Source organism: Qipengyuania zhejiangensis, assembly GCF_035607565.1.
Lineage (GTDB): Bacteria > Pseudomonadota > Alphaproteobacteria > Sphingomonadales > Sphingomonadaceae > Qipengyuania > Qipengyuania zhejiangensis.
In genome coordinates, this window is record NZ_JAYKGO010000003.1 from 82,865 (window position 1) to 107,020 (window position 24,156).

Below are 24,156 nucleotides of genomic sequence, written 5' to 3' on the forward strand. Positions count from 1 at the left end.
GGAATATGGTGACGCGGCCCCCGCTTCGCAACGCGCCAGGCTTAAAGGGTGTGGAAGAGCGGGGGATCACCCCGCCCCACCCTTCTTACAAGCCGGGCAGCTTCATGCCGGGCGGAAGGCCCATACCCTGCTGGATCTTGGACATTTCTTCGCCGGAAACACGGTCGGCCTTGTCGCGCGCATCGTTGAACGCGGCGGTCACAAGATCTTCGACCATCTGCTTTTCTTCCGGCTTCATCATGCTTTCGTCGATCGTGACACCGATTATGCGGCCGCGCGCGCTGGCGCGAACCTTGACCAGGCCGCCGCCGGCAGTGCCTTCGACTTCGATTTCGTCGAGCTTGGCCTGCGCCTCGCCCATCTGCTTCTGGATCGTTTCGGCGGCCTTCTGCGCCTGGGCGAGCATTTCTTCCATGTTCATGCGTTTCTACTCCAAGGGGTTTCGCGCCGAACGGGGGGATCGGCGCCATCTTCAATCAGTTCGGCATCGGGGAACGCTGCAAAGGCAGCCTTCACCAAAGGATGCGCGCGGGTGGCCGCGGCAGCGGCGGCCCGTTCATTCTGGGCCTGCTCGACCAGCGAAACCATGCCCGAACCGCCCGGCAGTTCCTCCACGATCCATCGCTTGCCGCTGATCGAAGCAAGGGCATCGCGAAGGATCGGAACGATATCGTCGGTGAATTTCCCGTCGCGCGAAAAGCGCAACGTGCCGTCCGCCAGTTCGATCACCCGCACCTGCAGGCGCATCACGCTGGCCGCCAGGGGTTGGCCCGCCGCATCCACGGTATCGACCAGCGTTTTCCAGTCAAGGGCTGCCTTGGCGGTTGGCGCCGACGAAGGCGCTGCGCCGTCCGCCGCCGGGGCAGGAGCCTGCGACGCGAGGGTTTCGAGTTTCTTCGCCAACTTGCCCGGATCGGGCATCTGCCCGGCATAAAGTACCCGGAGCAGCGCCATACGCAGCGAAACGAGAGGATCGGGCGCCAGCCGCACTTCATCGTGGCCCTTGAGGAGCAATTGCCACAACCGATGAATCTGCCCGATTGCGAGCTGTTCAGCCCAGCCGGTGAGCGCGTCGCGTTCTTCCGCCGTGGTGGCGTCCGCTTCGCCGCCGGCAATCTGTGCCAGGGCAATCCGGTGCGCCAAATCCATCTGCGCCCGCATCAGGGCCAGCGGCTCGACACCCAGGGCGTATTGTTCGTCTATCGCGGCCAGCAGGGATTTTCCGTCGCCGTCCAGCATGAATCCGAACAGGCGCCTCTGGGCCGATTTGTCCGCAAGGCCGAGCATGTCGCGCACGCGCGCGGCGGTGACCCGGCCTTCAGTGTCCAGATCCGCATGGGCGATCGCCTGATCGAGGATGGACAGCCCGTCGCGCACGGAACCTTCGGCCGCACCGGCAACGATGTGCAGCGCCTCATCTTCTGCCTCGACTTCTTCCTTGCGGCAGATTTCCGCAAAATGCGATTGCAGCAGGTCCACCGGGATACGGCGCAGGTCAAACCGCTGGGTCCGGCTGAGCACGGTGACCGGCAGTTTGTCGACTTCGGTGGTGGCAAACAGGAATTTCACATGCGCCGGCGGTTCTTCGAGCGTCTTGAGCAGGGCGTTGAACGCGTTGCGTGACAGCATGTGAACTTCGTCGATGATGTAGATCTTGTACCGTGCGCTGACCGCAGCGTACCGCACGGCTTCGATGATTTCGCGCACATCGTCGACACCGGTGTGCGACGCGGCATCCATTTCGATCACGTCGATATGGCGGCCTTCGGCAATCGCGCGGCACGGCTCGCATTCGCCGCACGGGCTGATCGTCGGGCCGCCCTGCCCGTCGGGACCGATGCAGTTGAGAGCCTTGGCGATAAGCCGCGCGGTGGATGTCTTGCCCACCCCGCGAACGCCGGTCATCAAGAACGCATGAGCCAGCCGATCGCGTGCAATGGCGTTCGCCAGGGTGCGGACCATCGCATCCTGTCCGATAAGTTCGGCAAAGGTTTGCGGTCGGTACTTGCGAGCCAGAACGCGGTACGGCTGGGTGGCAGGGGCTGGAGCCGAGGGCGAAACCGGGGCTGCAGGGGCCGTTGTCGTCACCTCCGGCGTGGCCGAATCGGCAATTTGCGGGTCGGTGGCCGGAGCCGTCACGGACGGTGCGACCTCCGGCTGTGGCGGTTCGGCGCCGAACATCGATTCCTGCCCTGCCTGCTCAAGCTCGGCAGCGCTCGGCGCGGTCTCTTCATCATCGCTCGCCCATGGAAGCGAGTCGGGATTGTCCGGTGAATCACCCATGGCTGGATAGGTAGGGGCTACAGCGTGGTTTGTCGAAGCCCTCCTTGGTATCTATGCTCCAAATTTCGGGATGGGGGCACGATCGTATGAAGGTGAATTCGGGACGTTTTACCGCCGACCACAGGGGTCCGCTGGTCGTCTTCGTCATCGGGATGCGGATCAACCGCTTCCTGAAACCGGGCAAGTGGGTGCCCGTCGCCCGGTCGATGCGGCCCATGATCGAGGAATTGTCGGCCAATCCGCAAAGCGGTTTCCTGGGGGCCGAAACCATGATCCAGGGGCTGCGTACCATCATGCTGCTACAGTACTGGAAGGATTTCGGCAGCCTCGAAGCCTATGCGCGTGACCGCGATCAAAAGCACCTGCCTGCGTGGACAGCCTTCAACAAGGCCATCGGCAGCAACGGGACCGTGGGCATATTCCACGAAACATACACGGTCCCTGCGGGCGGATACGAAACCGTTTACGGAAACATGCCCGATTGGGGTCTAGGCAAGGTCGCTGGCCTGACGCCCGCGGTCGGTTCACGCAACGAAGCACGCTCGCGAATGCGAGAGACGGTTGACCCATGACTGACTGGAAATAGGAGCCGGCCGACCCGCCGCAATCCACCTGGGCTGCTTCCTTCCGGACCTGACCCGGTGAGCGAACGCAAACGTCCGACCGACTCCCGGGGCGCCATATGGCGATGCGGGCGCGGGGATGCAAGCGCGGATGCGTATGGGATCAGCCGAGTGCGGTCCCGATGCAATTGCCCGGCATTTCGCCGAGTGCGTCAGCCCGGTGGCACCGGGCTGGAAATCAGCGAAAATTGTCGGCGTAAGCCTGTAGTTTCAGACCCTTTGGCGGGGTCGCGTGCACACGTGCAACAATGCCATATTTGTCGGCATAGGCCTTGGCCTCATCCACGGAGCCGAATGTAAGCTGCACCTGCGCCTGCGTATCGCCGCTGCCGGTCCACCCCATCAGGGGGTCGGCACGCCGCGCTTCAGACTGCTCGAATTCGAGCACCCATTCATCGGTACGGGCGCGGCCCGACTGCATTGCGTTTTTCGGTCGCTGATAGATTCGTGCTGCCATGGGGTTGCCCTGTAATTCAGTTGGAGCCCTTGGAAAAGGCGTTCTTGGTCTTCAGGCTGGGTTTCTCGGTCCAGGGTGCCTCGGGCCAGCGGTGCTTGGGATAGCGGCCCTTCATGTCCTTGCAGACATCCGCCCAGCTGCCTCGCCAGAATCCGGGCAGATCCCTGGTCGACTGGATCGGCCGCCCCGCCGGGCTGGTCAGCTTCAGCAACAGCGGCGTGTTGCCAATCATAGGATGGCGTTCGAGACCAAACAGCGCCTGCACCCGCACCTCTACGCTCGGCGCATCGTCGCCAGTGTATTCGATGCGATGCGTCGTCCCCGCCGGTGACGTGAATTCGCGTGGGGCCAGCGTATCGAGACGCTGGCGCGTGTCCCAGTCCAGCATCCCCAGAAGGGCGTCGACAAGCCTGGCCCTTGGCAAGGCAAGGTCGCGCCGGCCCGCCAGCATGGGCGCCAGCCAAAGCGAGGTGTCCTGCGCCAGCCGCTCCGCCGACAAGGTGTCCGCCCCCGCATACCGCGCCCGGGCCAGCAGATCGGATGGCAAAAGTTTCCCAAGGTTATCCCGCGCCTTATCCTCAAGGATATCCACAATCGCCTGTGCATCGGGGGCGTCGTCCGGCCCGCTGGCCAGGGTGATGTAACCGAGTGCGCGTTGAACCAGCGCCTCGACCCGTTCGCCATTCCATCGCACCACCTGACGGCGTTCAATCCGTTCGGGCAGCCAACGCTCGATATCGGCCTCCTCCAGCGCAATCGCGGATGTGACGTGCGCGCCCTTTGCCTGCCCCTGCGCGTCGCCGATCACGATGAACGGGGCGCGGGCCAGCGGCGAAGCCGGATCGAGCGCGAAGCCGCGTCCGCCCGCCGCAATCCAGCTTTCCCCCCGGCTATCGCGGCGTTTGGCAATGAATTCCGGACGACCTGCGGCCAGAAGAATCGCCGAGGGCGGCTGATCGGACACCTGTTTCGGCTGCACCAGTTCCTGCGCCTTCTTCGCCCACCGATCGGCGAGTTTCCGGCTCGCTTCGGCGCGCGGGGACCGGGCGGCGTTCCACCGCGCCAGACGCGCTTCCAGATCTTCCCCGCGTCCACCCAACCCGCGTTCCTGCAGCAATAAGGCCAGCCGCGCCGCGTGCCGTTGGGCGCCATGCTCGGCCCCGAAAAGAACCGTCGCCGCGCCCTGGGGATCGAGCGGAAGCTGGGCGAGCTTCGACCCGCGCGCGGTAATGCGGCCATCCAGGTCGAGCGCGCCGAGGGCCAGCAATGTCGTACGCGCGGCTTCGACGGAGGCGTCAGGCGGCGGGTCGAGCCACGCCAGTTGCGCCGGATCGCCGCACCCCCATTGCGCCAGCGCCAGGACGAGCGGCGACAAATCGGCCGTCGCCATTTCCGGCGGATCGAACGGCTGGCGCCCCTGATGCCCCCCCTGCTCCCACAGGCGATAAGCCACGCCCGGTCCCTGGCGCGCGGCGCGGCCCGCGCGCTGGGCGGCAGCAGCCTGACTGGCCCGGTGGGTGACAAGATGGGTGGTGCCGGCTGCGCGGTCGAATTCCGCCCGCCGGGACAGGCCCGCATCGACGACGATCGCAACACCGTCCAGCGTCAGCGACGTTTCGGCAATCGCCGTGGCAAGCACGATGCGGCGGCGCCCTGACGGATCGCGCCGAATGGCTGCGCGTTGTCCGGCCGGATCAACCTGACCATGCAACGGCAGCACCAACGCCGATGGGAGACGTTGCTCAAGCCGTTCGCGCGTGCGTTCGATCTCGCCGACGCCGGGCAGAAAGGCGAGAATGTCTCCGTCTTCCTCGGCTCGCCACGCGGTGACAATCGCTGCCGCCATGGCGTCTTCCACGCGCAGCTGGGGGGACGAACCAAGCCATTCGATCCTCAACGGATGAGCGCGGCCTTCGCTTTCCAGAACGGGCGCGTCGGTGCCGAGAAGCCTGGCAAAGCGCGCACCGTCGATCGTGGCGGACATGACAACAACCCGCAGATCCTCGCGCACGATGCCGCGGCTTTCCAGCGCGAGCGCGAGGCCGAGATCGCTGTCGAGATGCCGTTCATGCGCTTCGTCGAACAGCACGGCGGATACGCCGGTCAGTTCCGGATCCGCCAGAATGGTGTTGACGAAGATAGCTTCGGTCATGACCAGCACCCGTGTCCGGGCCGATTTCTTGCTGTCGAGACGGGTCAGGTAGCCGACGGTTTCGCCGGGCTTTTCACCCAGCTGTTCGGCCATGCGTTCGGCCGCGGCACGGGCCGCGACACGGCGGGGCGATGTCAGGATAACCGTTCCGCTGCACCATTCCTGATCCAGCAGCGCCGTCGCCACAGCCGTGGTCTTGCCCGCGCCCGGCGGCGCGACCAGCACAGCGCCCGTTCCCCGCTGCAAAGCCGCAAGCAGGTCCGGAAGGACGGAATGGATCGGCAGTTTGGACACGGCCAGTGCCCTTAGGACGGATCAGTACCCGCGCGCCACCGCGAACAGCGCCGCCTGGCCCATTGCCTGGCGAGCCTTGCTGTCGGGGAATATCGACAAGGCGTCGATTGCGCGCTGGGCGAAATGCCGTGCCCGTGCCCGCGTATCGGCCACGGCGTTGTGGCGATCGATCAGTTCGACCGCATGGTCGAGATCCGCATCGCTGGTCCGGAAACCGCCGATTGCCGCTTTCCAGAACTCGCGTTCTTCCTCGTTGCCGCGAGCGTAGGCGAGAATGACCGGAAGGGTCATCTTGCCCTCGCGGAAATCATCGCCGCGGTCCTTGCCCATCGCTGCCGCGTTGGAATCGTAATCGAGCGCATCGTCGACAAGCTGGAAGGCCACGCCGAGGTTGCGGCCGTATTCGTCGAGCGCACGTTCCTTTTCCTCGTCGCATTCGGCAACGACCGCAGCGATCCGGCTGGCTGCAGCGAACAGGGCCGCCGTCTTGGCGCGAATAATGTGAAGGTAGCGCTCTTCGCTCGTATCGATCTTGCGCTGGGCGGTGAGCTGGTCGACCTCCCCTTCGGCGATGATGGCGCTGGCGCCCGAAAGAATTTTCAGAACCTTCAGGCTGCCGTCCTCGACCATCAGTTCGAAGGCGCGGCTGAACAGGAAATCACCCACCAGCACGGTGGCAGGGTTGCCGAAAATGATGTTGGCTGCCGCTTTCCCGCGCCTGAGATCGCTGCCGTCGACGACATCGTCGTGAAGCAGCGTGGCGGTGTGGATGAATTCCACCGCAGCGGCCAGCTTGTAATGGCGGCCGCCGTTGTACCCGACAACTTCGGCACCGGCGAGAGTCAGCATCGGCCGCAACCGCTTGCCGCCACCCGAAATCAGATGCCCCGCCAGCGCCGGTATCAACGGCACTTCGCTTTGCATCCGGTCGAGGATGACCTGGTTGACCTGGTTCATGCCCGGAGCGGTGAGAGCCAACATGGGCTCAATCGAGGCTTCGGGTTCCTTGCGCGGCAGGGTTACGACTTCGGCTGTCATTTCGGCTTGGCCATGGGCTGCACTTGCTTTCTTGGCAAGCGGGGAATTGGTGTTAGCGTGCTTCATATGACCAACGCGCCAACGTCCGATCCGGTCCTAGCCGGCTTTCGCAAGAGCATCGACAACATCGATGCTGCGCTGATCCATATCCTGGCCGAACGCTTTCGCATCACGCAAGCGGTGGGGGAATACAAGGCGAAGAACGCCCTACCCCCTGCCGATCCCAACCGCGAAAAGGAACAGATCGCCCGCCTCCGTCATCTGGCGGAAGAAAGCGAACTCGATCCCGAATTCAGCGAGAAGTTCCTGCGGTTCATCATCGACGAGGTGATCCGCCACCACGAACGCGCGCGCGACGCCTGATCAACCGGCCCGCGGCAGGCTGAGCCGGACGAGCAGACCGCCGAGATCTTCGCTTTCGCCAAGCTCGACCGATCCGCCATAGATTTCCGCCACATCGCGCACGATGGCCAGGCCAAGGCCGGTGCCGGGTTTGCCCGTGTCCAGCCGCGCCCCGCGATCGAAGATGCGAACGCGTTCGGCTTCGGGAATGCCGACGCCGTCATCCTCTACCCAGATCACGCATTGTTCGGACCCCGGCTCCGCGTCGATGGTCACGAAGACGCTGCCGCCGCCGTATTTCGCGGCGTTTTCGATCAGATTGCCCAGGATCTCGTCGAGATCCTGCCGTTCGATCGCCACGGTCGATTCTTCCCCCCCGGCGATGTCGAACCGCGTGCCGTGATAGAGGCGCTCGACGGCGCGCCGGACCGCCTCTGCGCTTTCCCTGACAGGGACACGCGCGTGTCCCACGGCACGCCGCCCCACGGCACGGGCGCGCGCAAGATGATGGTCGACGTGGCGCTGCATCGTGCGCGTTTCGCGGATCACCGCCTCGTTGAGATCGGGTGACCGCGCCGTGGCAGCGTTGGTCAGCACCGTAAGCGGGGTCTTGAGCGCATGGGCCAGATTGCCCGCATGGGTTCGCGCTTCCTCGGCCTGCTTTTCCGTATGGGCGAGCAGCGCGTTGATTTCCTCCACCAGGGGTTCGACCTCGAGCGGGAGCGGTTCGGTGATACGGTTCGTGCCCTGGCTGCGCATGGATTGAATGGCGGCGCGCACACGCCGCAGCGGCGACAGGCCATACCAGCTTTGCAGCATCGCCATCGCCATCAGGCCCAGCGCCAGCGCGGCAAAACTCCATATCAGGATCGACCGGATACGGTTGATCTGGAAATCGAGTTCCTCGCGCGCGGATGCGACCGCGAAGGTCCACCGCGTTTCGCTGTCGGGCAGGATGACGGAACGTTCGACAATCCTGAGAGGTTCGTCGGTAAACTGGTCCGAATTATAGAAATGCGGATCGGTATCGATATGGTCTTCGCGCAGCCTTAGCGGCGTATCCCACAGCGATCGCGACGGCTTGGTCGCCAGCGAATAGGATGGCGTGTCTTCCTGCCCCTGGGCGCTGATCTGCCAATACAGCCCGCTGTTCGGCTCAAGAAAACGCGGTTCTCCCAGCGGACGGTTGAAATACACTTCGCCATCGGGCCCGATTTCCGCAGTGACGATCATGGCGTTGAGCAGATATTCCAGCTGATCGTCGAAATTGCTTTCGACCATGCGCGTCAGCGTCCGGTCGAGAGCGAAACCGCCGCCCAGCAGCAACACGCCGATCCATATCGCCGCGATGGCCATCATGCGCGCGGCAAGGCTGCGACCCGCGCCCGGCGGGCCGGACACGGTCACATGGGAATCGTCCTGCGCCACAGCGCGCGCGTTGCCAGCCGGTGCCCGCGTTGCGGGACCGTCAGGCGCGCGGCTGATCGGCGGGGTCGTCGAGGCTGTACCCAAGTCCACGGATCGTCGTGATTACCTCCGCACCCAGCTTCTTGCGGATGCGCGTGACGAAGACCTCGATCGTGTTGGAATCGCGGTCAAAATCCTGATCGTAAATGTGTTCGATCAGTTCGGTGCGGCTGACCACCTTGCCCTTGTGGTGCATGAGGTAGCTCAGCAGCTTGTATTCCTGCGCCGTCAACTTGACCGGTTCGCCGCCGAGCGTCACCCGGCCCGAACGCGTATCCAGGCGCACACCGCCGGCCGTCAGTTCGGAAGACGTGTTCCCCGAAGCCCGGCGGATGAGTGCGCGCAGACGCGCGATAAGCTCTTCGGTCTGGAACGGCTTGGCGAGGTAATCGTCCGCGCCGGCATCGAGACCGGCCACCTTGTCGCTCCAGCTGTCGCGCGCGGTAAGGACCAGCACCGGGAAGCCGCGGCCTTCCTTGCGCCACATCCCCAGCACCGTCAGCCCGTCAATTTCCGGCAGGCCGAGATCGAGGACAACGGCATCGTAATCCTCGGTGGTACCGAGGAAATGACCGTCTTCCCCATCGGTCGACAGGTCGACGGCGTAACCGTTCTGTTCGAGTGTCGATTTAAGCTGCTGGCCGAGCGTGGGCTCGTCTTCGACAATAAGAATTCTCATTCAGGCACCATCCCTGTCTTCGCATGACGCGTTTCGTTCATGTAGATGAACGCGTCAACCTGAACGAAGGTTTCGCGTGCGCGAACAATCTTCGCCCACGATCCGAAAAATCACCTGCTGCGGCGCAGCACACGGCCCGTGCGGGCATCGACATCGACGAACAACACGCGCCCGTCGCGGATGAATTTCAGCCTGTAGGCCATGGCCGTGGGATCGTAAGCGGGGCCGAGATATTCAGCCCCCTTCATCGTGGGCAGGATGCGCGATTCAATGTCCCGCAAGGGCATGATGTTGCCCGCATTCATTTCGCGGCGGGCCTCGCCCTGTTCCGTGCGCCGCTGGGCTGCAGCGGGTTCGGCAAGGATCGGGCCGACAACGAGGCCGAGCGCGAGGATCGAGGCGAGAATGGGTTTCATGATGTATTGATGCCTAGGCCCGTCGCATTGAACAAGATGTGAATGTTCGCAGCGACGGGTGTTCAGCATTTTTATCGGGTCATCTCGTACTTTACCGTGATGCTGACGCCCGTGCCGACTTCGCCCGGTTCGATCGGCGTTGTCGTATCGGCGGACGAAGCGCTTACGGCAATGGCTCGTTCCATCACGGGCATGGGGCCGAACGACTGGAAGCTTTCCGAGACTTCGAGCAGGCGGACGCCTGCATAACCGGCCATCCGGGCATAATCGGTGGCCATCAACCGGCCACGCTCGAACGCGGCCTTGCGCGCTTGCGCCTTCGCGTCGACATCGTCTTCCAGCATGAAATTGGGGCCGTAGATATTGTTCGCGCCAGCCCCGACCAGGGCATCGAGCACTTCACCGGCGCGCTTGAGGTCGCGCAGCTTCACACTGACCTGGTTGCTGACATCATAACCCACGAAGGTCGGCGGAGTACCGTCGTTATTATACGAATACTGCGCGTTGAGATTGAAATTCGATGTCTGGATATCCTTGCGCGCAATACCGAGCGCGCGGAGCTTGTCGATCAGCCGTTCCATTTGCTGCGCGTTGAGGCGCACGGCTTCCTGTGCGGTCTTGGCACGGGTCATCACCCCTGCCCCGACCTGGGCAACGTCGGGGGCCGAACGCACCACTTCGTTGACTGTCAGTTCCACAACCGGACCCTGGCTGGCGATCTGGATTTCGGCGGCCTGCGCGGGTGCGGCGATGGCGGCAGCGATTGTTATGGGAAAAGCGAAATTCTTCATGGACATGTTCCTCGTTCGAAGATGAAAATGTGTTCCTTGCAGCTTTACCCATTGCTGAACGGCAAAGTTCCCGGCTCGGCGCTCGCACCTCCCGCTTCACACCGGACGATTCTGAAGATAGGGCGCCGATCCAGGGGGACAACTCGATGCACATCGCCAAGCTTGCCGTTGCCGCTTTCGCACTGGTTCTGGGCCAATCGGTCGCAGCGCAATCGCAAATGGAACCGGTGCCCACCCGCCAGTCGGGCGAAGGCGACGGACCTTTCGCCAAGCTGGTCATTCGCGGTGCCACGGTGATCGAAGGGACAGGCGCACCGCCCGCCGGCCCGGTCGACATCGTCGTGGAAGGGAACCGGATCACCGGCCTTTATCCTGGCAGCGCGCCAGAGAATGTCACGGGCGGCGCGCAACGCGAAATCGATGCGCGCGGGATGTATGTGCTGCCCGGCTTCGTGGATGTGCATGGCCACAATGGCGATCCCGGTAAGGCCCCCCAGCCGTCCTACGGATACAAGCTGTGGCTGGCGCACGGCGTAACCACGGTGCGCGGCGTATCGTTCTATTTCGGTCCGGGCACGCCCGACCTTTCCGACACGTCGCGCAGCGCGGCCAACACCATCGTTGCGCCGCGCCTGATCCCCTACGCCGTGTTTGGCGACAAATGGTCACGCGGCGAACCGGCCACCCCGGCCGAGGCGCGCGAATGGGTTCGCTGGGCCAAGGCGCAAGGGTTTTGGGGGGTGAAGTTCTTCAACTCCTCGACGCCAGCCGTGCTCGCCGCGGCACTGGACGAAGCGGAAAAACTGCAAATGGGCACGGTGGCCCACCTCGCGCAGACCGGCGTGGCCGAAGTGAACGCCCGCAAGGCCACCGAACTGGGGCTGGACGGGATAACGCATTTCTACGGCCATTTCGAAAGCCTGCTGAAAGACGGTCAACTGGTTCGTTACCCGGCGAACTACAATTATTTCGATGAGCAATCGCGGTTTGCATGGGTGGCGCGGCTTGCCGATCAGGTGGTCGAACCGGGCAGCGACAAATGGGACGAATACATCGACTTCATGGTCGACAGCGGCGTGACGCTTAGTCCCACGTTCAACATCTATTCCGCCAGCCGCGATGTCATGCGGGCACGCGCCTTCGACTGGCACGAAAAATATACCCTGCCTTCGCTGATGGATTTCTACGCCCCAAGCGCGACCAACCACGGCAGCTATTACAAGGACTGGTCGACCGAGGACGAGGTCGCCTGGCGCAAATTCTACCGGACCTGGTTCGACATGACGCATGATTTCCACCGCAAGGGTGGGCGCGTCACCGCCGGTTCCGATCCGGGCTATATCTACCAGACGTGGGGCTTTGCCTACATCGGCGAACTCGAGATGCTGCGCGAAGCCGGCCTGACACCCCTTGAAGTAATCCGTGCAGCGACGATCGACGGCGCGCGGGAAATCTACGCGCCGCGCGGGGAAGAGCCACCGATGGGCCGTGTTGCTGTGGGCATGTTGGCCGATCTCGTGATCGTGCCGGAAAACCCGCTCGATAACCTGAAGATTCTGTACGGCACGGGGCATACCAGGTTGAACCGGGAAACGGGCCTGATCGAGCAGGTCGGCGGCGTCCGCTGGACGGTAAAGGACGGCGTCGTTTACGATGCCCGCCAGTTGCTTGCCGATGTCGCGGCGATGGTCGAAGCGGAGAAGGCTGAACGCTAGAACGCATCTGGGTGCTTGCAGGCCGAGGGCCGCGCGCCTACCTCGCGCCCCCTATGGCACAGCCCCCCATCCTCAGCCTCGAAGGCATTGCGTTGCAGCAGGGCGGCCGATGGCTGTTCGGCGGGCCCGATAACGAACCTCTCGACCTGCATATCGGACCGCGCGACCGGATTGCCCTGATCGGCCGCAACGGCGTTGGCAAGACCACCTTGTTCCGCCTGATCGACGATCAGATCGAAGCCGACCGCGGGCTGCGCAAGATCAAGCCCGGCACGCGTGTCGTCCTGCTGGAACAGGACCCCGACCTGACCGGTCACGCCACGCTGATGGAATGGGCGCTAGACGGCGAACACGCACCGGCAGAGCACGAGATCGAGGCGATCGCAGGCCAACTCGGCATCGATATGAGCCGCAAGACCGATGGCGCCAGCGGTGGCGAAAAACGGCGTGCGGCGATTGCGCGCGCGCTGGCGCAAGATCCCGATCTGCTGCTGATGGACGAACCGACCAACCATCTCGATCTGGCGGCGATCGATTTCCTCGAACAGTGGCTGGACCGTTACAAGGGCGCGTTCCTGGTGATCAGCCACGATCGTACCTTCCTCAAACGCCTGACACGAGTCACGATCTGGCTCGATCGCGGGAATCTCCGGCGCAAGGAAGTCGGCTTTGGCGGCTATGAGGCCTGGGAAGAACAGGTCTACGCCGAAGAGGCCCGTGCGGCAGACAAACTCGACGCCAAGCTCAAGCTTGAAGCCCACTGGCTGGAACGCGGCGTCACCGCACGGCGCAAGCGGAACCAGGGCCGTCTCGAAAAGCTGTGGCAGATGCGCGCCCAGCGCGCATCGATGATCGCCAGCGCGGGTACCGCCAAACTGAAACTGGCAACCGAAGAAGACTTCAAGTCCAAATCGGTCATCGTCGCCGACAAGATCACCAAGGCCTATGGCGAACGGACCATCATCAAACCGTTCAGCCTGCGCATCCAGCGCGGCGACCGCATCGGCCTGGTGGGGGCGAACGGTGCCGGCAAGACGACCCTGCTGAAAATGCTCACCGGCGAACTTGAACCGGACAGCGGCACGGTGGACATTGCCAAGACCCTGACCGGGGTCATGATCGACCAGCAACGCGCCCTGCTGACGGCCGACAAGACCGTTCGGCAGGTCCTGGCCGAAGGCGGCGACTGGATCGATGTGCGCGGCGTCCGCAAGCACGTGCAGGGATACCTCAAGGAATTCCTGTTCGACCCCAAGATCGTCGACATGAAGGTTTCGGTGCTTTCCGGCGGGGAACGGAGCCGGCTGTTGCTGGCGCGCGAATTCGCCAAGGCATCCAACCTGCTCGTGCTCGACGAACCGACGAACGATCTCGATCTCGAAACGCTCGACCTGCTGCAGGAAGTCATTGCGGATTACGAAGGCACCGTCCTGATCGTCAGCCACGATCGCGACTTCCTCGATCGCACTGTCACCATCACCCTCGGCCTCGATGGCAGCGGCAATGTCGATGTTGTGGCGGGCGGTTACGAAGACTGGGAGGCCAAGCGCCGTCAGGCCGCAGGTGGCAAGGCCAAGGCGGATAAAGCGGAAGCAAAGGCGGCGCCCCCACCTCCGCCGGCTCCGAAATCCAGCAAACTTTCGTACAAGGACCTGCGCGATTACGAGCTGCTTCCGCAGCGTATAGAAGAACTGGAAGCGGCCATCGCCAAGGGCGAAGCGATACTTTCCGATCCGGCGCTCTACACGTCCGACCCCCAGAAATTCGCCAATATTTCCAAGGGAATCGAAAACGCCCGCGCCGAAAAGGATGCCGCTGAGGAACGCTGGCTCGAACTGGCGGAGATGGTCGAAGGGTGACGCTGGGCCGCGAAATCGCAGGCTGTCGCCTGTGCGCGGAACACCTGCCGCACGGCGTGCGCCCCATCGTCAGCTTCTCCACGACTGCGCGGCTCCTGATTATCGGACAGGCGCCCGGTTCGAAGGTCCACGAAAGCGGCATCCCGTGGGATGACGCCAGCGGCAATCGCCTGCGCGACTGGACCGGTCTTTCGCGCGAACAGATGTACGATCCTGCCCAGGTCGCGCTGGTTCCGATGGGTTTCTGTTATCCTGGAAAATCCAGTGGAGGGGACAAGCCGCCGCGTCCCGAATGCGCAAGGACATGGCACGCACAGGTCCTGGGACAACTGCCGCAGAACCGCCTGACCTTGCTGGTCGGAACCTACGCCCAGGCCTACTATCTGCCCGGCTCGCGCAAGCTCACCCTGACCGAACGGGTGAGGAATTTTCGCGCATTCCTGCCAGCCCATTTCCCGCTGCCCCACCCGGCATGGCGTTCGGCGACCTGGATGCGGCAGAACCCCTGGTTCGAAGCAGAGGTCCTGCCGCGTCTTCGCAGCGAAATCGATCAGCGGATACGATAGAATTCGGCAACCCTGTCGAGCGCGAGCCTGAGAACCAGCTTCCCACTGCGCGCCGGCCACTGCAGCGCTTTTTCCGCATCCGGAAGTCCTTCGCAGGCGCAAGCGACCCGCCACAGAATATCCTCAAGACCGGGCCCGGCTTCGCGCATGGCGCCGTCAAACCGGGCCTTTGCGGCAAGCTGGCGTTCCGACGGCGTCAATCCATCGCCTCCACCGCCATCGACGCGGATCGGATCCCAGCGCATGGTGATTGAAGGTGCCATTTGCGCGCGCTCGTAATCGGCCCTGATCCGTTCGCCGGCATCGAATTGCCTTTCGGACAGATGCCCCCGCGCATGGAGCCATGTGAGCGGTGATTCCGCCAGATTTACCGTGACGCTGCGCCGCTTGCCCTTCGCGCCCTGCCCCCGAAGCGGGCCTTCCTCGGTTAATTCTCGTTCGACCAGTCTGCGCTGCACGGGTTTCTCCTTCGAATTGCGGGAAAGCCCTTGCATGTCTGCGGTTCGTGTAGGAAAGATAAAAAACCAATTTGGTTATCGGAGCCGTCGATTGATCAACCGTATCCGCGATATCCGGCGTGAAAAAGGCTGGACGCTTGCCGATCTTGCCGAAGCATGCGCCCCGCCCACCACGCCGCAAACGATCGGTCGCCTGGAAACAGGAATGCGGAACCTGTCGCTCAATTGGATGGAACGCATTGCGGCCGCGTTGGACATCGAACCGGAAATGCTTGTTCGTTCGGACAAGGCGGACCAACCCCAGATCGTCGCCAGTCTGGGCGCGAACGGTCCCGAAGCATTATCCCGCACGCGCGACGCGATGCTCGCCACCGATCTTGGCGGCGCAGGCGCGCTTGTTGTCCTCGCGATTGATTATCCAAGTGGAGAGTATCGTCCGGGCGATCACCTCTGGCTGCGGCAATTGGCAATCGAGGATGCATCGAAGGCCATCAATCGCGATGTGCTGGTGCCCAAGAAGGGTGGACGCTTTGCGTTCGGTCGGTTGATCGACCGCCAGGGGGACTTGCTGGGCATACTTCCGACCGGACAGGGCCAGAAACAGGACGTGATCAAGGACGCGCCGTGGATCGCCGTGGCGGAAATGCTGGTCCGCGCGCTGTGAACCCGCCCAAAAACCGGCGCGTGCTTTCGCTGGCCACATTGTTCCCCAACAGCGCCAGCCCGCGGTTCGGCATCTTCGTGGCGAAGTCCCTCGAAGCCTTGCAGCGCCAAACGCATTGGGAACCGGTGGTCGTAAACCCCATCGGTTTGCCGCCGGTGCTTTTCGGGCGATACCGGGCCCTGGCGCAAGCCGCGAAGGACGGCCGCGAATTCGGCCTTCAGGTATATCGGCCGACCTTCCGGCTGCTCCCCAAGGTCGGCGGCCGATTGAACCCGGCGATGCTTGCCCGCGCCGTATTGCCGCTTGCCCGCAAGCTCCATGCCGAAGATCCGTTCGATCTGATCGATGCCCAGTTCTTCTATCCCGATGGTCCGGCTGCAAAGATCATTGCCGCAGAATTGGGACTCCCGTTTTGCGTGAAGGCCCGCGGGGCGGACGTGCATTACTGGGGTGCGCGAAGCTATGGGCGTGAGGCTCTGCTCGACACGGCCAAAGCCGCCAGCGGCGTTCTGGCCGTGTGCGAGGCGCTGGCCGACGACATGGCGGCGTTGGGCATGGATCGCGAAAAGATCGATATTCACCACACCGGCCTTGACCGCGACCTGTTTCGGCCGCTGGACCACGTGGGCCTGAGGGCGCGGCTGGCGGAGACGTTCGGCTTCCCGTTTTCAAGGAGCGAGACACTCCTCCTCACCGTTGGCGCCTTGATCGAACGCAAGGGGCAGGCCTTTGTGATCAAGGCAATTTCGGACCTGCCCGATGCGCGGCTGCTGCTGGTCGGGAAAGGCGAGGATGAAGGCAGTTTGCGCGCCCTGGCCAAGGAATGCGGCGTCGCGGACCGGGTGCATTTTCTCGGCAGTCTGGAGCCCGATACCTTGCCACCGCTGTATTCGGCAGCGGACGTGATGGTGCTGCCGTCGGCCAGCGAAGGTCTTGCGAACGCATGGGTTGAATCGCTGGCGTGCGGAACACCGCTGGTCATAACCGATGCAGGCGGATCACGCGCGGTGGTGACCGGGCCGGACGCCGGCGTGATCGTGGCGCGGACCGTGCGAGCGGTGCGGGATGGGATCCGGATGGTGGCAGACCGTCCCCGCTCACCGGAAACGGTGGCGGAAACGGTCCGGGATTTCAGCTGGGAAGCGAACGGCAAAGCGCTCGCCGCATATTACGACAGCTTGGTTTAAACCTCGCCGCGAGCCAGCTTGTCCTGTTTGTCAGCAACGGATTCGGCCGGGATGAAGCTGTCGCTCGTCACGCCAAGCCACACCAGGATCGGTGCCGCCATATAGACCGAGCTGTAGGTGCCCACGAACAGGCCGAGCGTGATACCCGCAACCATGCCGAAGAGACTTGCCGGTCCGAAGAACAGCAACGGGATCAGCGCCACGAACAGGGTCAATGAGGTCATGACCGTGCGGGCCAGGGTTTCGTTCACCGAAAGATCGAGCAGTTCCGGAAGCGGCATCTTGCGGAATTTCTTCAGATTTTCACGGATACGGTCATAAACGACAATGGTGTCGTTCAGCGAGTAACCGATGATCGCCAGAATCGCGGCGATAATCTGCAGGCTGAATTCCATCTGCAGCAGCGAAAACATGCCCAAGGTCAACGAAACGTCGTGGAACAGGGCAAACAGCGCACCGACACCGAACTGCCATTCGAACCGGATCCAGATATAGACCGCGATCGCCGCCATTGCGGCCAGAAGCGCATAGATCGCCGTCTGCCTGAATTCGCCCGATACCTTACCCGAAACGTTGTCGTTCCCGTCGAGGCGGAAATCGGAATACTCCCCCTGCAAGGTAGACACGATCTGGTTGGCAGCCTGCTGTGCGGCCTCCTTGTCGGCTGACACTTCGTCCGGCAAGCGAACACGGATCGAAACCTGGTTATCGGCACCGAAGCGCTGGACGACCGGCGAGCCGTAGCCGAGTTCCTCAACCTTCTCGCGCAGCTCCGACACAGGTGCCTGCGTGCTCTGCGTGAAGGTTGCCCGCACTTCCAGACCGCCGGCGAAATCGACGCCGTAGTTCAGGCCCTTGGTAAAGACCAAGGCCCAGCTGGCAGCGATCAGCAGAATGCTGACGATGAAGAACGGCGCGCGCCATTTCAGGAACTTGATGTTCGTATCGTCAGGGACGAGCTTGAGCAGTTTCATGGGTCCCGTCTCCTCTTAAAGGTTCAAATCGCTTGGCCGCGCCTTGCGCAGCCATCCTGCGACCCACATCCGGGTCAGGGTCACAGCGGTGAACACCGAAGTGAACAAACCGATGATAAGGACGACCGCGAAGCCGCGAACCGGACCCGATCCGAACAGGAACAACAAGACGCCGGCGATGAAATTGGTCACGTTGGCGTCGTAGATCGCGCGGCTCGCTTCCTTGTAACCGGTTTCGACCGCGGCAACGACACGGCGCCCGCGTTTGCGTTCTTCACGGATACGTTCGTTGATCAGCACGTTGGCGTCGACGGCCGCACCGATGGTCAGCACGAAGCCGGCGATGCCGGGCAACGTCAGGGTGGTGCCCATGGCCGCCATGATCCCGAGGATCATGAACACGTTGATGACCAGAGCAACCGTCGCATAAATGCCGAACCGGCCATAGCTGGCGATCATGAGCAGGACGACCAGCATCGAGCCGATGCCCATGGCGAACATGCCCTTGCGGATCGAGTCGGCACCAAGGTCGGGGCCGACTGTCCGCTCCTCGATCACGGCCAGATCGACAGGCAAGGCACCCGAGCGAAGCGAAATTGCGAGCTGGTTGGCCGTTTCGACCGAAAAGCCGCCGGAAATTTGCGCCGTGCCACCGCGGATCGGTTCGTTGATGTTCGGTGCCGAGAGCGCCTTTCCGTCCAGAATGATGGCAAACGGCTTGCCGACATTCTCGGTCGTCAGTTTGGCGAAGCGGCGCCCACCGTCGGTATCAAACTGGATGTTCACAACCGGTTCGTTGGTCTGCGGATCGAAGCTTTGCTGTGCGCCGGTGAGATTATCACCGCGAATGCCGCCAAGCCGGCGAACAGCCAGCGAATTGCCCGCATAGGCCGACGTTTCGGCGTAAGGGAAAATCTCGCTTCCCGGAGGGGCGAGGCCTTGAGCCACGTCGCTCGGCAGTGCGCTCTGGTCGACCAGCTTGAATTCCAGCTTCGCGGTCTGGCCGAGCAAGGCCTTGAGCTGTTCGGGGTCCTGAAGACCCGGCACCTGGACCACGATGCGCGTATCGCCCTGACGGATGATCGTCGGCTCGCGCGTGCCCAAGGCGTCGATGCGCTTGCGAACCACTTCGGTCGCGCTTTCCATCGCGTCCGAAACGGCCTGGTCGATACCCTCGGCAGTGGGGGTCAGGATCATGCGGTTGCCATCTTCGACGGCAAGATCCCATTCGCGAACCAGCCCGGCGCCGTTCATGGAAGGCAACATCAGCTCGCGCGCACGGTCGATTTCCGACGGATCGTCGAGGATGAAGCTCAACCGGCCACCACGCGTCGACACGTCACCAATGCGGATCCGCGGTTCGGCCTGACGCATTATGCCGCGAACGTTTTCTTCCATGTTCTCGAGCCGCTGGGTCGCCACCTGGCTGCTATCGGCTTCGAGCAGGATATGGCTACCGCCAGCAAGGTCGAGGCCGAGGTTGACCATCGGATCGGGCAGCGCGTCGGGCCAGCGGACGCTGGTCATGGAAAGCAGCGAGGGAAGCGCGGCCATGCAGGCGAGGCCGGTAATCAGCCAGAGCCACACTTTCCGCCAGGTGGGGAAATCGAGCATTTTGGGAATCCGCCCTCGGTTCAGTCGTTCGCTGCAGGTTTGCTGCGCGATGACAGCACTTCGCCGATTGTGGTGCGCACCGCCTTGACGGTCATACCCTTGGCCAGTTCGACATGGACGAAATGATCTTCGACCTTGGTGATCTTGCCGACAAGACCGCCCGCGGTGACGACTTCATCGCCCTTCTGGAGGCTCTCGACCTTTTCGCGATGCTGCTTTTGCTGGCGCATCTGCGGACGGATAATCAGGAACCAGAGAATCAGCAGCATGCCGAGGGGCAGGATCCAACCGGTCCATGCAGGCGGCTGAGCCACGGTGGAACTGGCGGCGGCGAGAAGATCGAGCATCGAGGAACTACCTGTCGGTTTAATGGTACGGCTGGCCGCAGATGGGAGACGGGCGCGCCGTGTTCAAGCGCCCCTGTGCATCCTCTCAGGCCGAGGTGCGGGCGCGGTTAGCAGCTATGCAGGCGCAGGGCAATGAAATGGGTAAGACAGGTGCTTGCCATGCCCGAAAGCCCGGCTTATAGGGCCGCCCTCCACTGGTTTCGGGACGTAGCGCAGTCTGGTAGCGCACCACACTGGGGGTGTGGGGGTCGCTGGTTCGAATCCAGTCGTCCCGACCAGTGGCAACCCTCCTGATAGTTCACCCCTTAGGGCCCAGACCGCTTAAGGTCTGCCGCGCACGCTGCGCGAACTTTCCTACACGAACCAATATGGTTACGTGCCTCGGTTTCTTTAACCGGAGACCGCCCATGCCCTTCGCCGAATCGCTGATCGGCCCGATCGCTTCGATCATCGACAAGATCATTCCCGACAAGGAAGCCCGCGCCCGCGCCAAGCTGGAGTTGCTCGCCCTTGAGGGGACCCATGAACTCAAGACAATCGAGGCGCGGCTGTCCGCCATCATCGCAGAAGCGCAGTCGCCCGATCCGTGGACCAGCCGGGCGCGCCCCAGCTTCCTCTATGTGATGTATGCCTTGATCCTGCTCAGCGTGCCCATGGGCGTCATTGCCGCCTTCGATCCGATTGCGGCCCAGGCCATCGGGGAAGGAATGACCCGCTATCTCGGCGCCCTTCCCGATGCGCTCTATGCGTTGTTCGGCACGGGCTACCTTGGTTACACGGCCGCCCGCCAATGGGGGAAGGTCAAGGGCGTGGACGGCTGACGCTGCCCTGGATCACCTACCTTGATCGCCTCACCTGCCGCCTTCTTCGCCCCTCTTGCGCGCCGCGACATCGGGCGTAGAAGCGCGGCATGGAAACCGTCTTCGTCCTCAACGGCCCGAACCTGAACCTTCTCGGCACGCGCGAGCCTGAAATCTACGGCTCCGATACGCTCGACGATATCGCCGTCATGCTCGATGAGAGGGCTGCCGCGCTCGGGCTTGCCATCGATATGCGCCAGACCAATCATGAAGGCGTCCTGGTGGATTGGCTTCACGAAGCCCGGGAAACAGGGGTCAAGGCGGTCCTGCTGAACGCGGGCGCCTATACCCACACTTCGATTGCCCTGCTCGATGCGATCAAGGCCATTGGCGTTCCGGTTATCGAAGTCCACCTGTCCAACCCGCAGGAACGTGAGGAATTCCGCCACATTTCCTATGTCGGCATGGCAGCGGCGGATTGCGTGCAGGGCCTTGGCCCACGCAGTTATATCGTTGCGCTTGAACGCGCTGCGGCGCTCTGACCGGCACCCCCACCCCTTGTCACACGCGGCCCGCGGGCGCATAGGCGCTGGCGAATAGCAGAACAGGGTACCTATGGCCGACAACAAGCGTAGCGCCGGCACGTCCGGCATGAACGTCGATACCGCACTCGTCCGCGAACTCGCCGAGATGCTGGACGACACAGGGCTTACCGAAATCGAAGTCGAGGATGGCGATCGCAAGATTCGCGTGTCGCGCGGTGGCGGAATGGCAATGGCCGCCCCAGCGCAAATGCTCGCCTCGCCGCAGCAGCCAGTTGCTGCGGCAGCCCCCGCAGCCGCGGCCCCTGCCGCGCCTGCCGCCGAAGACCACGCCGATGCACTGAAATCTCCGATGGTCGGAACCGTCTACCTGGCGCCCGAACCGGGCGCCGCCGACTTCGTAAAGGTCGGGGACAGCGTGAAGGTGGGTCAGACCCTGGTCATCGTGGAAGCGATGAAGGTCATGAACCCGATCGCGGCCGACAAGGCGGGCACGGTGAAGGCCATCCTAGTAGAGAACGCGCAGCCGATCGAATTCGACCAGCCGCTGATCGTTATCGGCTGAGGCTGCCCGTGGGAATCCAACGTATCCTGATCGCCAACCGTGGCGAAATCGCTCTGCGCATTCATCGCGCGGCCCATGAAATGGGCATCGAAACCGTCGCCGTCCATTCGACCGCCGACGCCGATGCCATGCACGTGCGCCTGGCGGATCATGCCATCTGTATCGGGCCGCCGCCTGCTTCGGACAGCTATTTGAATATTGCCGCGATTATTTCGGCAGCCGAGATCAGCCAGGCCGACGCCATCCATCCAGGCTACGGCTTCCTTTCGGAAAACGCCAAGTTCGCCGAAATCGTCGAAGCGCACGATATCAAGTGGATTGGCCCCAAGCCCGAACATATCCGCACGATGGGCGACAAGGTTGCCGCCAAGCAGACGGCAGGCAAGCTTGGACTGCCGCTTGTGCCCGGTTCGGACGGGGCTGTTTCCGATATCGACGAAGCGCAAAGAATTGCGCACGAAATCGGTTATCCGGTGATCATCAAGGCCGCCAGCGGCGGTGGCGGGCGCGGCATGAAGGTGTGCGAGAGCGAAGATCAGCTCGAAACGCTCATGCAGCAGGCCGGCAGCGAGGCGAAAGCCGCGTTCGGCGATGCGACCGTCTATATCGAAAAATACCTCGGCAATCCGCGTCACATCGAATTCCAGGTGTTCGGGGATGGCGAAGGCAATGCGATCCACCTCGGTGAACGCGACTGCTCGCTTCAACGGCGCCACCAGAAGGTGCTCGAAGAAGCGCCGTCGCCCGTGCTTGGTGAAGAAGACCGTATGCGCATGGGCGCCGTCTGCGCCGATGCGATGGCCCAGATGGGGTATCGCGGCGCGGGGACGATCGAATTCCTGTGGGAAAACGGCGAGTTCTATTTCATTGAAATGAACACGCGCCTGCAGGTCGAACACCCCGTGACCGAAGCGATTACCGGCGTCGACCTGGTGCGCGAACAGATTCGCATCGCGGAAGGCCGTCCGCTTTCGGTTACGCAGGACGAAATCGAATTCCACGGCCACGCGATCGAATGCCGCATCAACGCCGAAGACCCGTTCACCTTCGCACCATCACCCGGGCAGGTGACGTATTTCCACGCGGCAGGCGGTATGCATGTCCGCGTCGATAGCGGCCTGTACGCCGGTTATAAAATCCCGCCCTATTACGACAGCATGATCGCCAAGCTGATCGTGTACGGCCGCACCCGCCAGGGCTGCATGATGCGCCTGCGCCGTGCGCTCGAGGAAATGGTCGTCGAAGGTGTGAAGACCAACATTCCGTTGCACCAGGAACTGCTCAAGCAGGCGGACGTGCAGAGCGGCGAGTATTCGATCAAGTGGCTGGAAGAATGGCTTAAGGAACGCGAAAGCTGATCGGCGTCGCCTAGTCGAAGCTGAAGCCCGCGGCTTTGGCTTCGGCTATAACCTGCGCACCCGTCTGCCGGGGATGATCGCCCGCAAGCCGACACCATTCGGCCGCTTCGTCGGCGAAGATTTCCAGTTCGATCTCCGCCTTTGCCGCGGCGTCGAACAAGCCGGCAGAAAAACTGCGGTTGCCCGTGGGCAGGAACCGAAACCACAAATTGCTGCCGCAGGCGCTGCAAAAGGCGCGTTCAGCCCATTCGCTGGAACGGTAGACGGTTACCGATCCCTCGCCGTGGACGACCGCTTCCTTTCCGCTTTGCGCGCTGTAGAACGCCCCGCCCCAGCGCCGGCACATGCCGCACTGGCAAATTTCAACCTCAGGGGATGGTGAATGCAATTCGATGCGAACCCCGCCGCACAGGCAATGGCCGTCGATCGAGGCAGGTTCAGCCATGCCGATGGCTTCAGCCCAGCGGAACGCCGGGGTCGTTCTTGCTCGTGCGGATCGTCAGCGACGTCTTCACGCTGGCGACATTGGGCGCCGGCGTGAGCTTGCTGGTCAGGAATTCCTGGAACGCCTGCAAGTCCTTGGCGACGATCTTGAGAATGAAGTCGATTTCGCCGTTGAGCATGTGGACTTCGCGCACTTCGGGCAGGTCGGTCATCGCCGCTTCGAACTCTCGCAGCGAAGTTTCCGCCTGGCTCTGCAAGCTGACCATCGCGAAGACCGTGATCGAGAAGCCGAGCTTTCCCGGTTCGAGATCCGCATGATAACCCCTGATCACGCCTTCTTCTTCCAGCGCACGAACGCGGCGGAGACACGGCGGCGCTGTCAGACCGACACGGTGTGCCAGTTCGACATTGGTAATCCGCCCCTCGGCCTGCAGTTCGGCCAAGAGCCTGCGGTCGATATCATCCAGATTAGCCATCACCGTACGTCCTTGGAAATTTGCGTTGAGAGCCACGCGACGCGA

The 24,156-nt window shown here is 62.9% G+C and carries 26 protein-coding genes, 1 tRNA gene and 1 other RNA gene; 12 read left to right on the forward strand and 16 right to left on the reverse strand.

Annotated features, from left to right (window positions below; all coding sequences use genetic code 11):
- Window positions 1–85: 85 nt before the first annotated feature.
- The gene (locus VR863_RS08025) at window positions 86–421 is read right to left on the reverse strand and encodes a YbaB/EbfC family nucleoid-associated protein (protein WP_324827950.1); all 336 of its coding nucleotides are present in this window, start codon (window positions 419–421) and stop codon (window positions 86–88) included.
- Window positions 418–2,283: a DNA polymerase III subunit gamma/tau gene (locus VR863_RS08030; protein WP_324827951.1), complete on the reverse strand. Its 1,866-nt coding sequence runs from the start codon at window positions 2,281–2,283 to the stop codon at window positions 418–420. The genes VR863_RS08025 and VR863_RS08030 overlap by 4 nt, the downstream gene beginning before the upstream one ends.
- An 86-nt stretch (window positions 2,284–2,369) precedes the next feature.
- Between VR863_RS08030 and VR863_RS08035 the strand changes: the two genes are divergently transcribed.
- Window positions 2,370–2,855 carry a DUF4188 domain-containing protein gene (locus VR863_RS08035; RefSeq protein WP_324827952.1) on the forward strand — a complete coding sequence of 162 codons (486 nt, stop codon included), beginning with the start codon at window positions 2,370–2,372 and terminating at the stop codon, window positions 2,853–2,855.
- Window positions 2,856–2,862: 7 nt separating this feature from the next.
- Here the strand turns inward: VR863_RS08035 and ffs are convergent.
- From ffs to VR863_RS08055, 4 genes are all read right to left on the reverse strand, one after another.
- An RNA gene (ffs, locus tag VR863_RS08040) (signal recognition particle sRNA small type) lies at window positions 2,863–2,957 on the reverse strand.
- Between the two features lie 127 nt (window positions 2,958–3,084).
- On the reverse strand, window positions 3,085–3,363 hold the full coding sequence (locus tag VR863_RS08045; RefSeq protein ID WP_324827953.1) for an ETC complex I subunit: 279 nt from the start codon (window positions 3,361–3,363) through the stop codon (window positions 3,085–3,087).
- Between the two features lie 16 nt (window positions 3,364–3,379).
- Complete coding sequence (gene hrpB, locus VR863_RS08050) at window positions 3,380–5,809, reverse strand: ATP-dependent helicase HrpB (RefSeq protein ID WP_324827954.1); 2,430 nt, start codon at window positions 5,807–5,809, stop codon at window positions 3,380–3,382.
- A gap of 21 nt (window positions 5,810–5,830) precedes the next feature.
- Complete coding sequence (locus VR863_RS08055; RefSeq protein ID WP_324827955.1) at window positions 5,831–6,847, reverse strand: polyprenyl synthetase family protein; 1,017 nt, start codon at window positions 6,845–6,847, stop codon at window positions 5,831–5,833.
- Between the two features lie 66 nt (window positions 6,848–6,913).
- On the opposite strand from VR863_RS08055, the gene VR863_RS08060 reads away from it, so the two are divergent.
- Entirely contained in the window at window positions 6,914–7,210 is a 297-nt protein-coding gene (locus VR863_RS08060; protein ID WP_324827956.1) for a chorismate mutase, read from the forward strand.
- On the opposite strand, the gene VR863_RS08065 is transcribed toward VR863_RS08060, so the two are convergent.
- The 4 genes from VR863_RS08065 to VR863_RS08080 form a co-directional block, all read right to left on the reverse strand.
- A complete protein-coding gene (locus VR863_RS08065) occupies window positions 7,211–8,548 on the reverse strand; it encodes a sensor histidine kinase (protein WP_324829240.1) in 1,338 nt (445 codons plus the stop codon). It abuts the gene before it with no gap.
- Between the two features lie 109 nt (window positions 8,549–8,657).
- Window positions 8,658–9,335, reverse strand: coding sequence for a response regulator transcription factor (locus VR863_RS08070; protein ID WP_324827957.1), 678 nt, complete (start codon window positions 9,333–9,335; stop codon window positions 8,658–8,660).
- Window positions 9,336–9,445: 110 nt separating this feature from the next.
- Complete coding sequence (locus VR863_RS08075) at window positions 9,446–9,751, reverse strand: PepSY domain-containing protein (protein ID WP_324827958.1); 306 nt, start codon at window positions 9,749–9,751, stop codon at window positions 9,446–9,448.
- A gap of 71 nt (window positions 9,752–9,822) precedes the next feature.
- Entirely contained in the window at window positions 9,823–10,542 is a 720-nt protein-coding gene (locus VR863_RS08080; RefSeq protein WP_324827959.1) for an SIMPL domain-containing protein, read from the reverse strand.
- A 146-nt stretch (window positions 10,543–10,688) separates the two neighbouring features.
- On the opposite strand from VR863_RS08080, the gene VR863_RS08085 reads away from it, so the two are divergent.
- From VR863_RS08085 to VR863_RS08095, 3 genes are read left to right on the forward strand one after another with little or no spacing between them, the layout of a single operon-like run.
- Window positions 10,689–12,257 (forward strand): amidohydrolase family protein, encoded by a 1,569-nt coding sequence (locus VR863_RS08085; protein WP_324827960.1) that lies wholly within the window; start codon window positions 10,689–10,691, stop codon window positions 12,255–12,257.
- Between the two features lie 53 nt (window positions 12,258–12,310).
- Complete coding sequence (locus VR863_RS08090) at window positions 12,311–14,116, forward strand: ABC-F family ATP-binding cassette domain-containing protein (protein WP_324827961.1); 1,806 nt, start codon at window positions 12,311–12,313, stop codon at window positions 14,114–14,116.
- Window positions 14,113–14,682 (forward strand): uracil-DNA glycosylase family protein, encoded by a 570-nt coding sequence (locus VR863_RS08095; RefSeq protein WP_434784980.1) that lies wholly within the window; start codon window positions 14,113–14,115, stop codon window positions 14,680–14,682. Before VR863_RS08090 ends, VR863_RS08095 begins: the two co-directional genes overlap by 4 nt.
- Here the strand turns inward: VR863_RS08095 and VR863_RS08100 are convergent.
- Window positions 14,667–15,140 (reverse strand): DUF6456 domain-containing protein, encoded by a 474-nt coding sequence (locus VR863_RS08100; protein WP_324827962.1) that lies wholly within the window; start codon window positions 15,138–15,140, stop codon window positions 14,667–14,669. The genes VR863_RS08095 and VR863_RS08100 overlap by 16 nt on opposite strands.
- Window positions 15,141–15,231: 91 nt before the next feature.
- On the opposite strand from VR863_RS08100, the gene VR863_RS08105 reads away from it, so the two are divergent.
- Window positions 15,232–15,804 carry a helix-turn-helix domain-containing protein gene (locus VR863_RS08105; protein WP_324827963.1) on the forward strand — a complete coding sequence of 191 codons (573 nt, stop codon included), beginning with the start codon at window positions 15,232–15,234 and terminating at the stop codon, window positions 15,802–15,804.
- Complete coding sequence (locus VR863_RS08110) at window positions 15,801–16,991, forward strand: glycosyltransferase (protein ID WP_324827964.1); 1,191 nt, start codon at window positions 15,801–15,803, stop codon at window positions 16,989–16,991. Before VR863_RS08105 ends, VR863_RS08110 begins: the two co-directional genes overlap by 4 nt.
- Here the strand turns inward: VR863_RS08110 and secF are convergent.
- The 3 genes from secF to yajC are packed head-to-tail and all read right to left on the reverse strand — an operon-like array spanning window position 16,988 to window position 19,926.
- The gene (gene secF, locus VR863_RS08115) at window positions 16,988–17,965 is read right to left on the reverse strand and encodes a protein translocase subunit SecF (protein WP_324827965.1); all 978 of its coding nucleotides are present in this window, start codon (window positions 17,963–17,965) and stop codon (window positions 16,988–16,990) included. The two genes, VR863_RS08110 and secF, sit on opposite strands and share 4 nt — an antisense overlap.
- Before the next feature lie 15 nt (window positions 17,966–17,980).
- Window positions 17,981–19,579 carry a protein translocase subunit SecD gene (secD, locus tag VR863_RS08120; protein ID WP_324827966.1) on the reverse strand — a complete coding sequence of 533 codons (1,599 nt, stop codon included), beginning with the start codon at window positions 19,577–19,579 and terminating at the stop codon, window positions 17,981–17,983.
- Between the two features lie 20 nt (window positions 19,580–19,599).
- On the reverse strand, window positions 19,600–19,926 hold the full coding sequence (gene yajC, locus VR863_RS08125; protein WP_324827967.1) for a preprotein translocase subunit YajC: 327 nt from the start codon (window positions 19,924–19,926) through the stop codon (window positions 19,600–19,602).
- 201 nt (window positions 19,927–20,127) lie between these two features.
- On the opposite strand from yajC, the gene VR863_RS08130 reads away from it, so the two are divergent.
- The 5 genes from VR863_RS08130 to accC all read left to right on the forward strand — a co-directional run bounded on the left by VR863_RS08130 (window position 20,128) and on the right by accC (window position 23,191).
- A tRNA-Pro gene (locus VR863_RS08130) sits at window positions 20,128–20,204 on the forward strand.
- A gap of 129 nt (window positions 20,205–20,333) precedes the next feature.
- Window positions 20,334–20,747: a holin family protein gene (locus VR863_RS08135; protein ID WP_324827968.1), complete on the forward strand. Its 414-nt coding sequence runs from the start codon at window positions 20,334–20,336 to the stop codon at window positions 20,745–20,747.
- A gap of 89 nt (window positions 20,748–20,836) precedes the next feature.
- Entirely contained in the window at window positions 20,837–21,268 is a 432-nt protein-coding gene (locus VR863_RS08140) for a type II 3-dehydroquinate dehydratase (RefSeq protein ID WP_324827969.1), read from the forward strand.
- 109 nt (window positions 21,269–21,377) lie between these two features.
- Complete coding sequence (accB, locus tag VR863_RS08145; protein WP_434785003.1) at window positions 21,378–21,833, forward strand: acetyl-CoA carboxylase biotin carboxyl carrier protein; 456 nt, start codon at window positions 21,378–21,380, stop codon at window positions 21,831–21,833.
- Window positions 21,834–21,841: 8 nt separating this feature from the next.
- Window positions 21,842–23,191, forward strand: coding sequence for an acetyl-CoA carboxylase biotin carboxylase subunit (accC, locus tag VR863_RS08150; RefSeq protein WP_324827971.1), 1,350 nt, complete (start codon window positions 21,842–21,844; stop codon window positions 23,189–23,191).
- Between the two features lie 10 nt (window positions 23,192–23,201).
- Here accC and VR863_RS08155 read toward each other — a convergent pair whose 3' ends face one another.
- Together VR863_RS08155 and VR863_RS08160 are read right to left on the reverse strand one after the other, a co-directional pair.
- Window positions 23,202–23,636 (reverse strand): GFA family protein, encoded by a 435-nt coding sequence (locus VR863_RS08155; protein ID WP_324827972.1) that lies wholly within the window; start codon window positions 23,634–23,636, stop codon window positions 23,202–23,204.
- 10 nt (window positions 23,637–23,646) lie between these two features.
- Window positions 23,647–24,111 (reverse strand): Lrp/AsnC family transcriptional regulator, encoded by a 465-nt coding sequence (locus VR863_RS08160; RefSeq protein ID WP_324827973.1) that lies wholly within the window; start codon window positions 24,109–24,111, stop codon window positions 23,647–23,649.
- Window positions 24,112–24,156 lie beyond the last annotated feature (45 nt).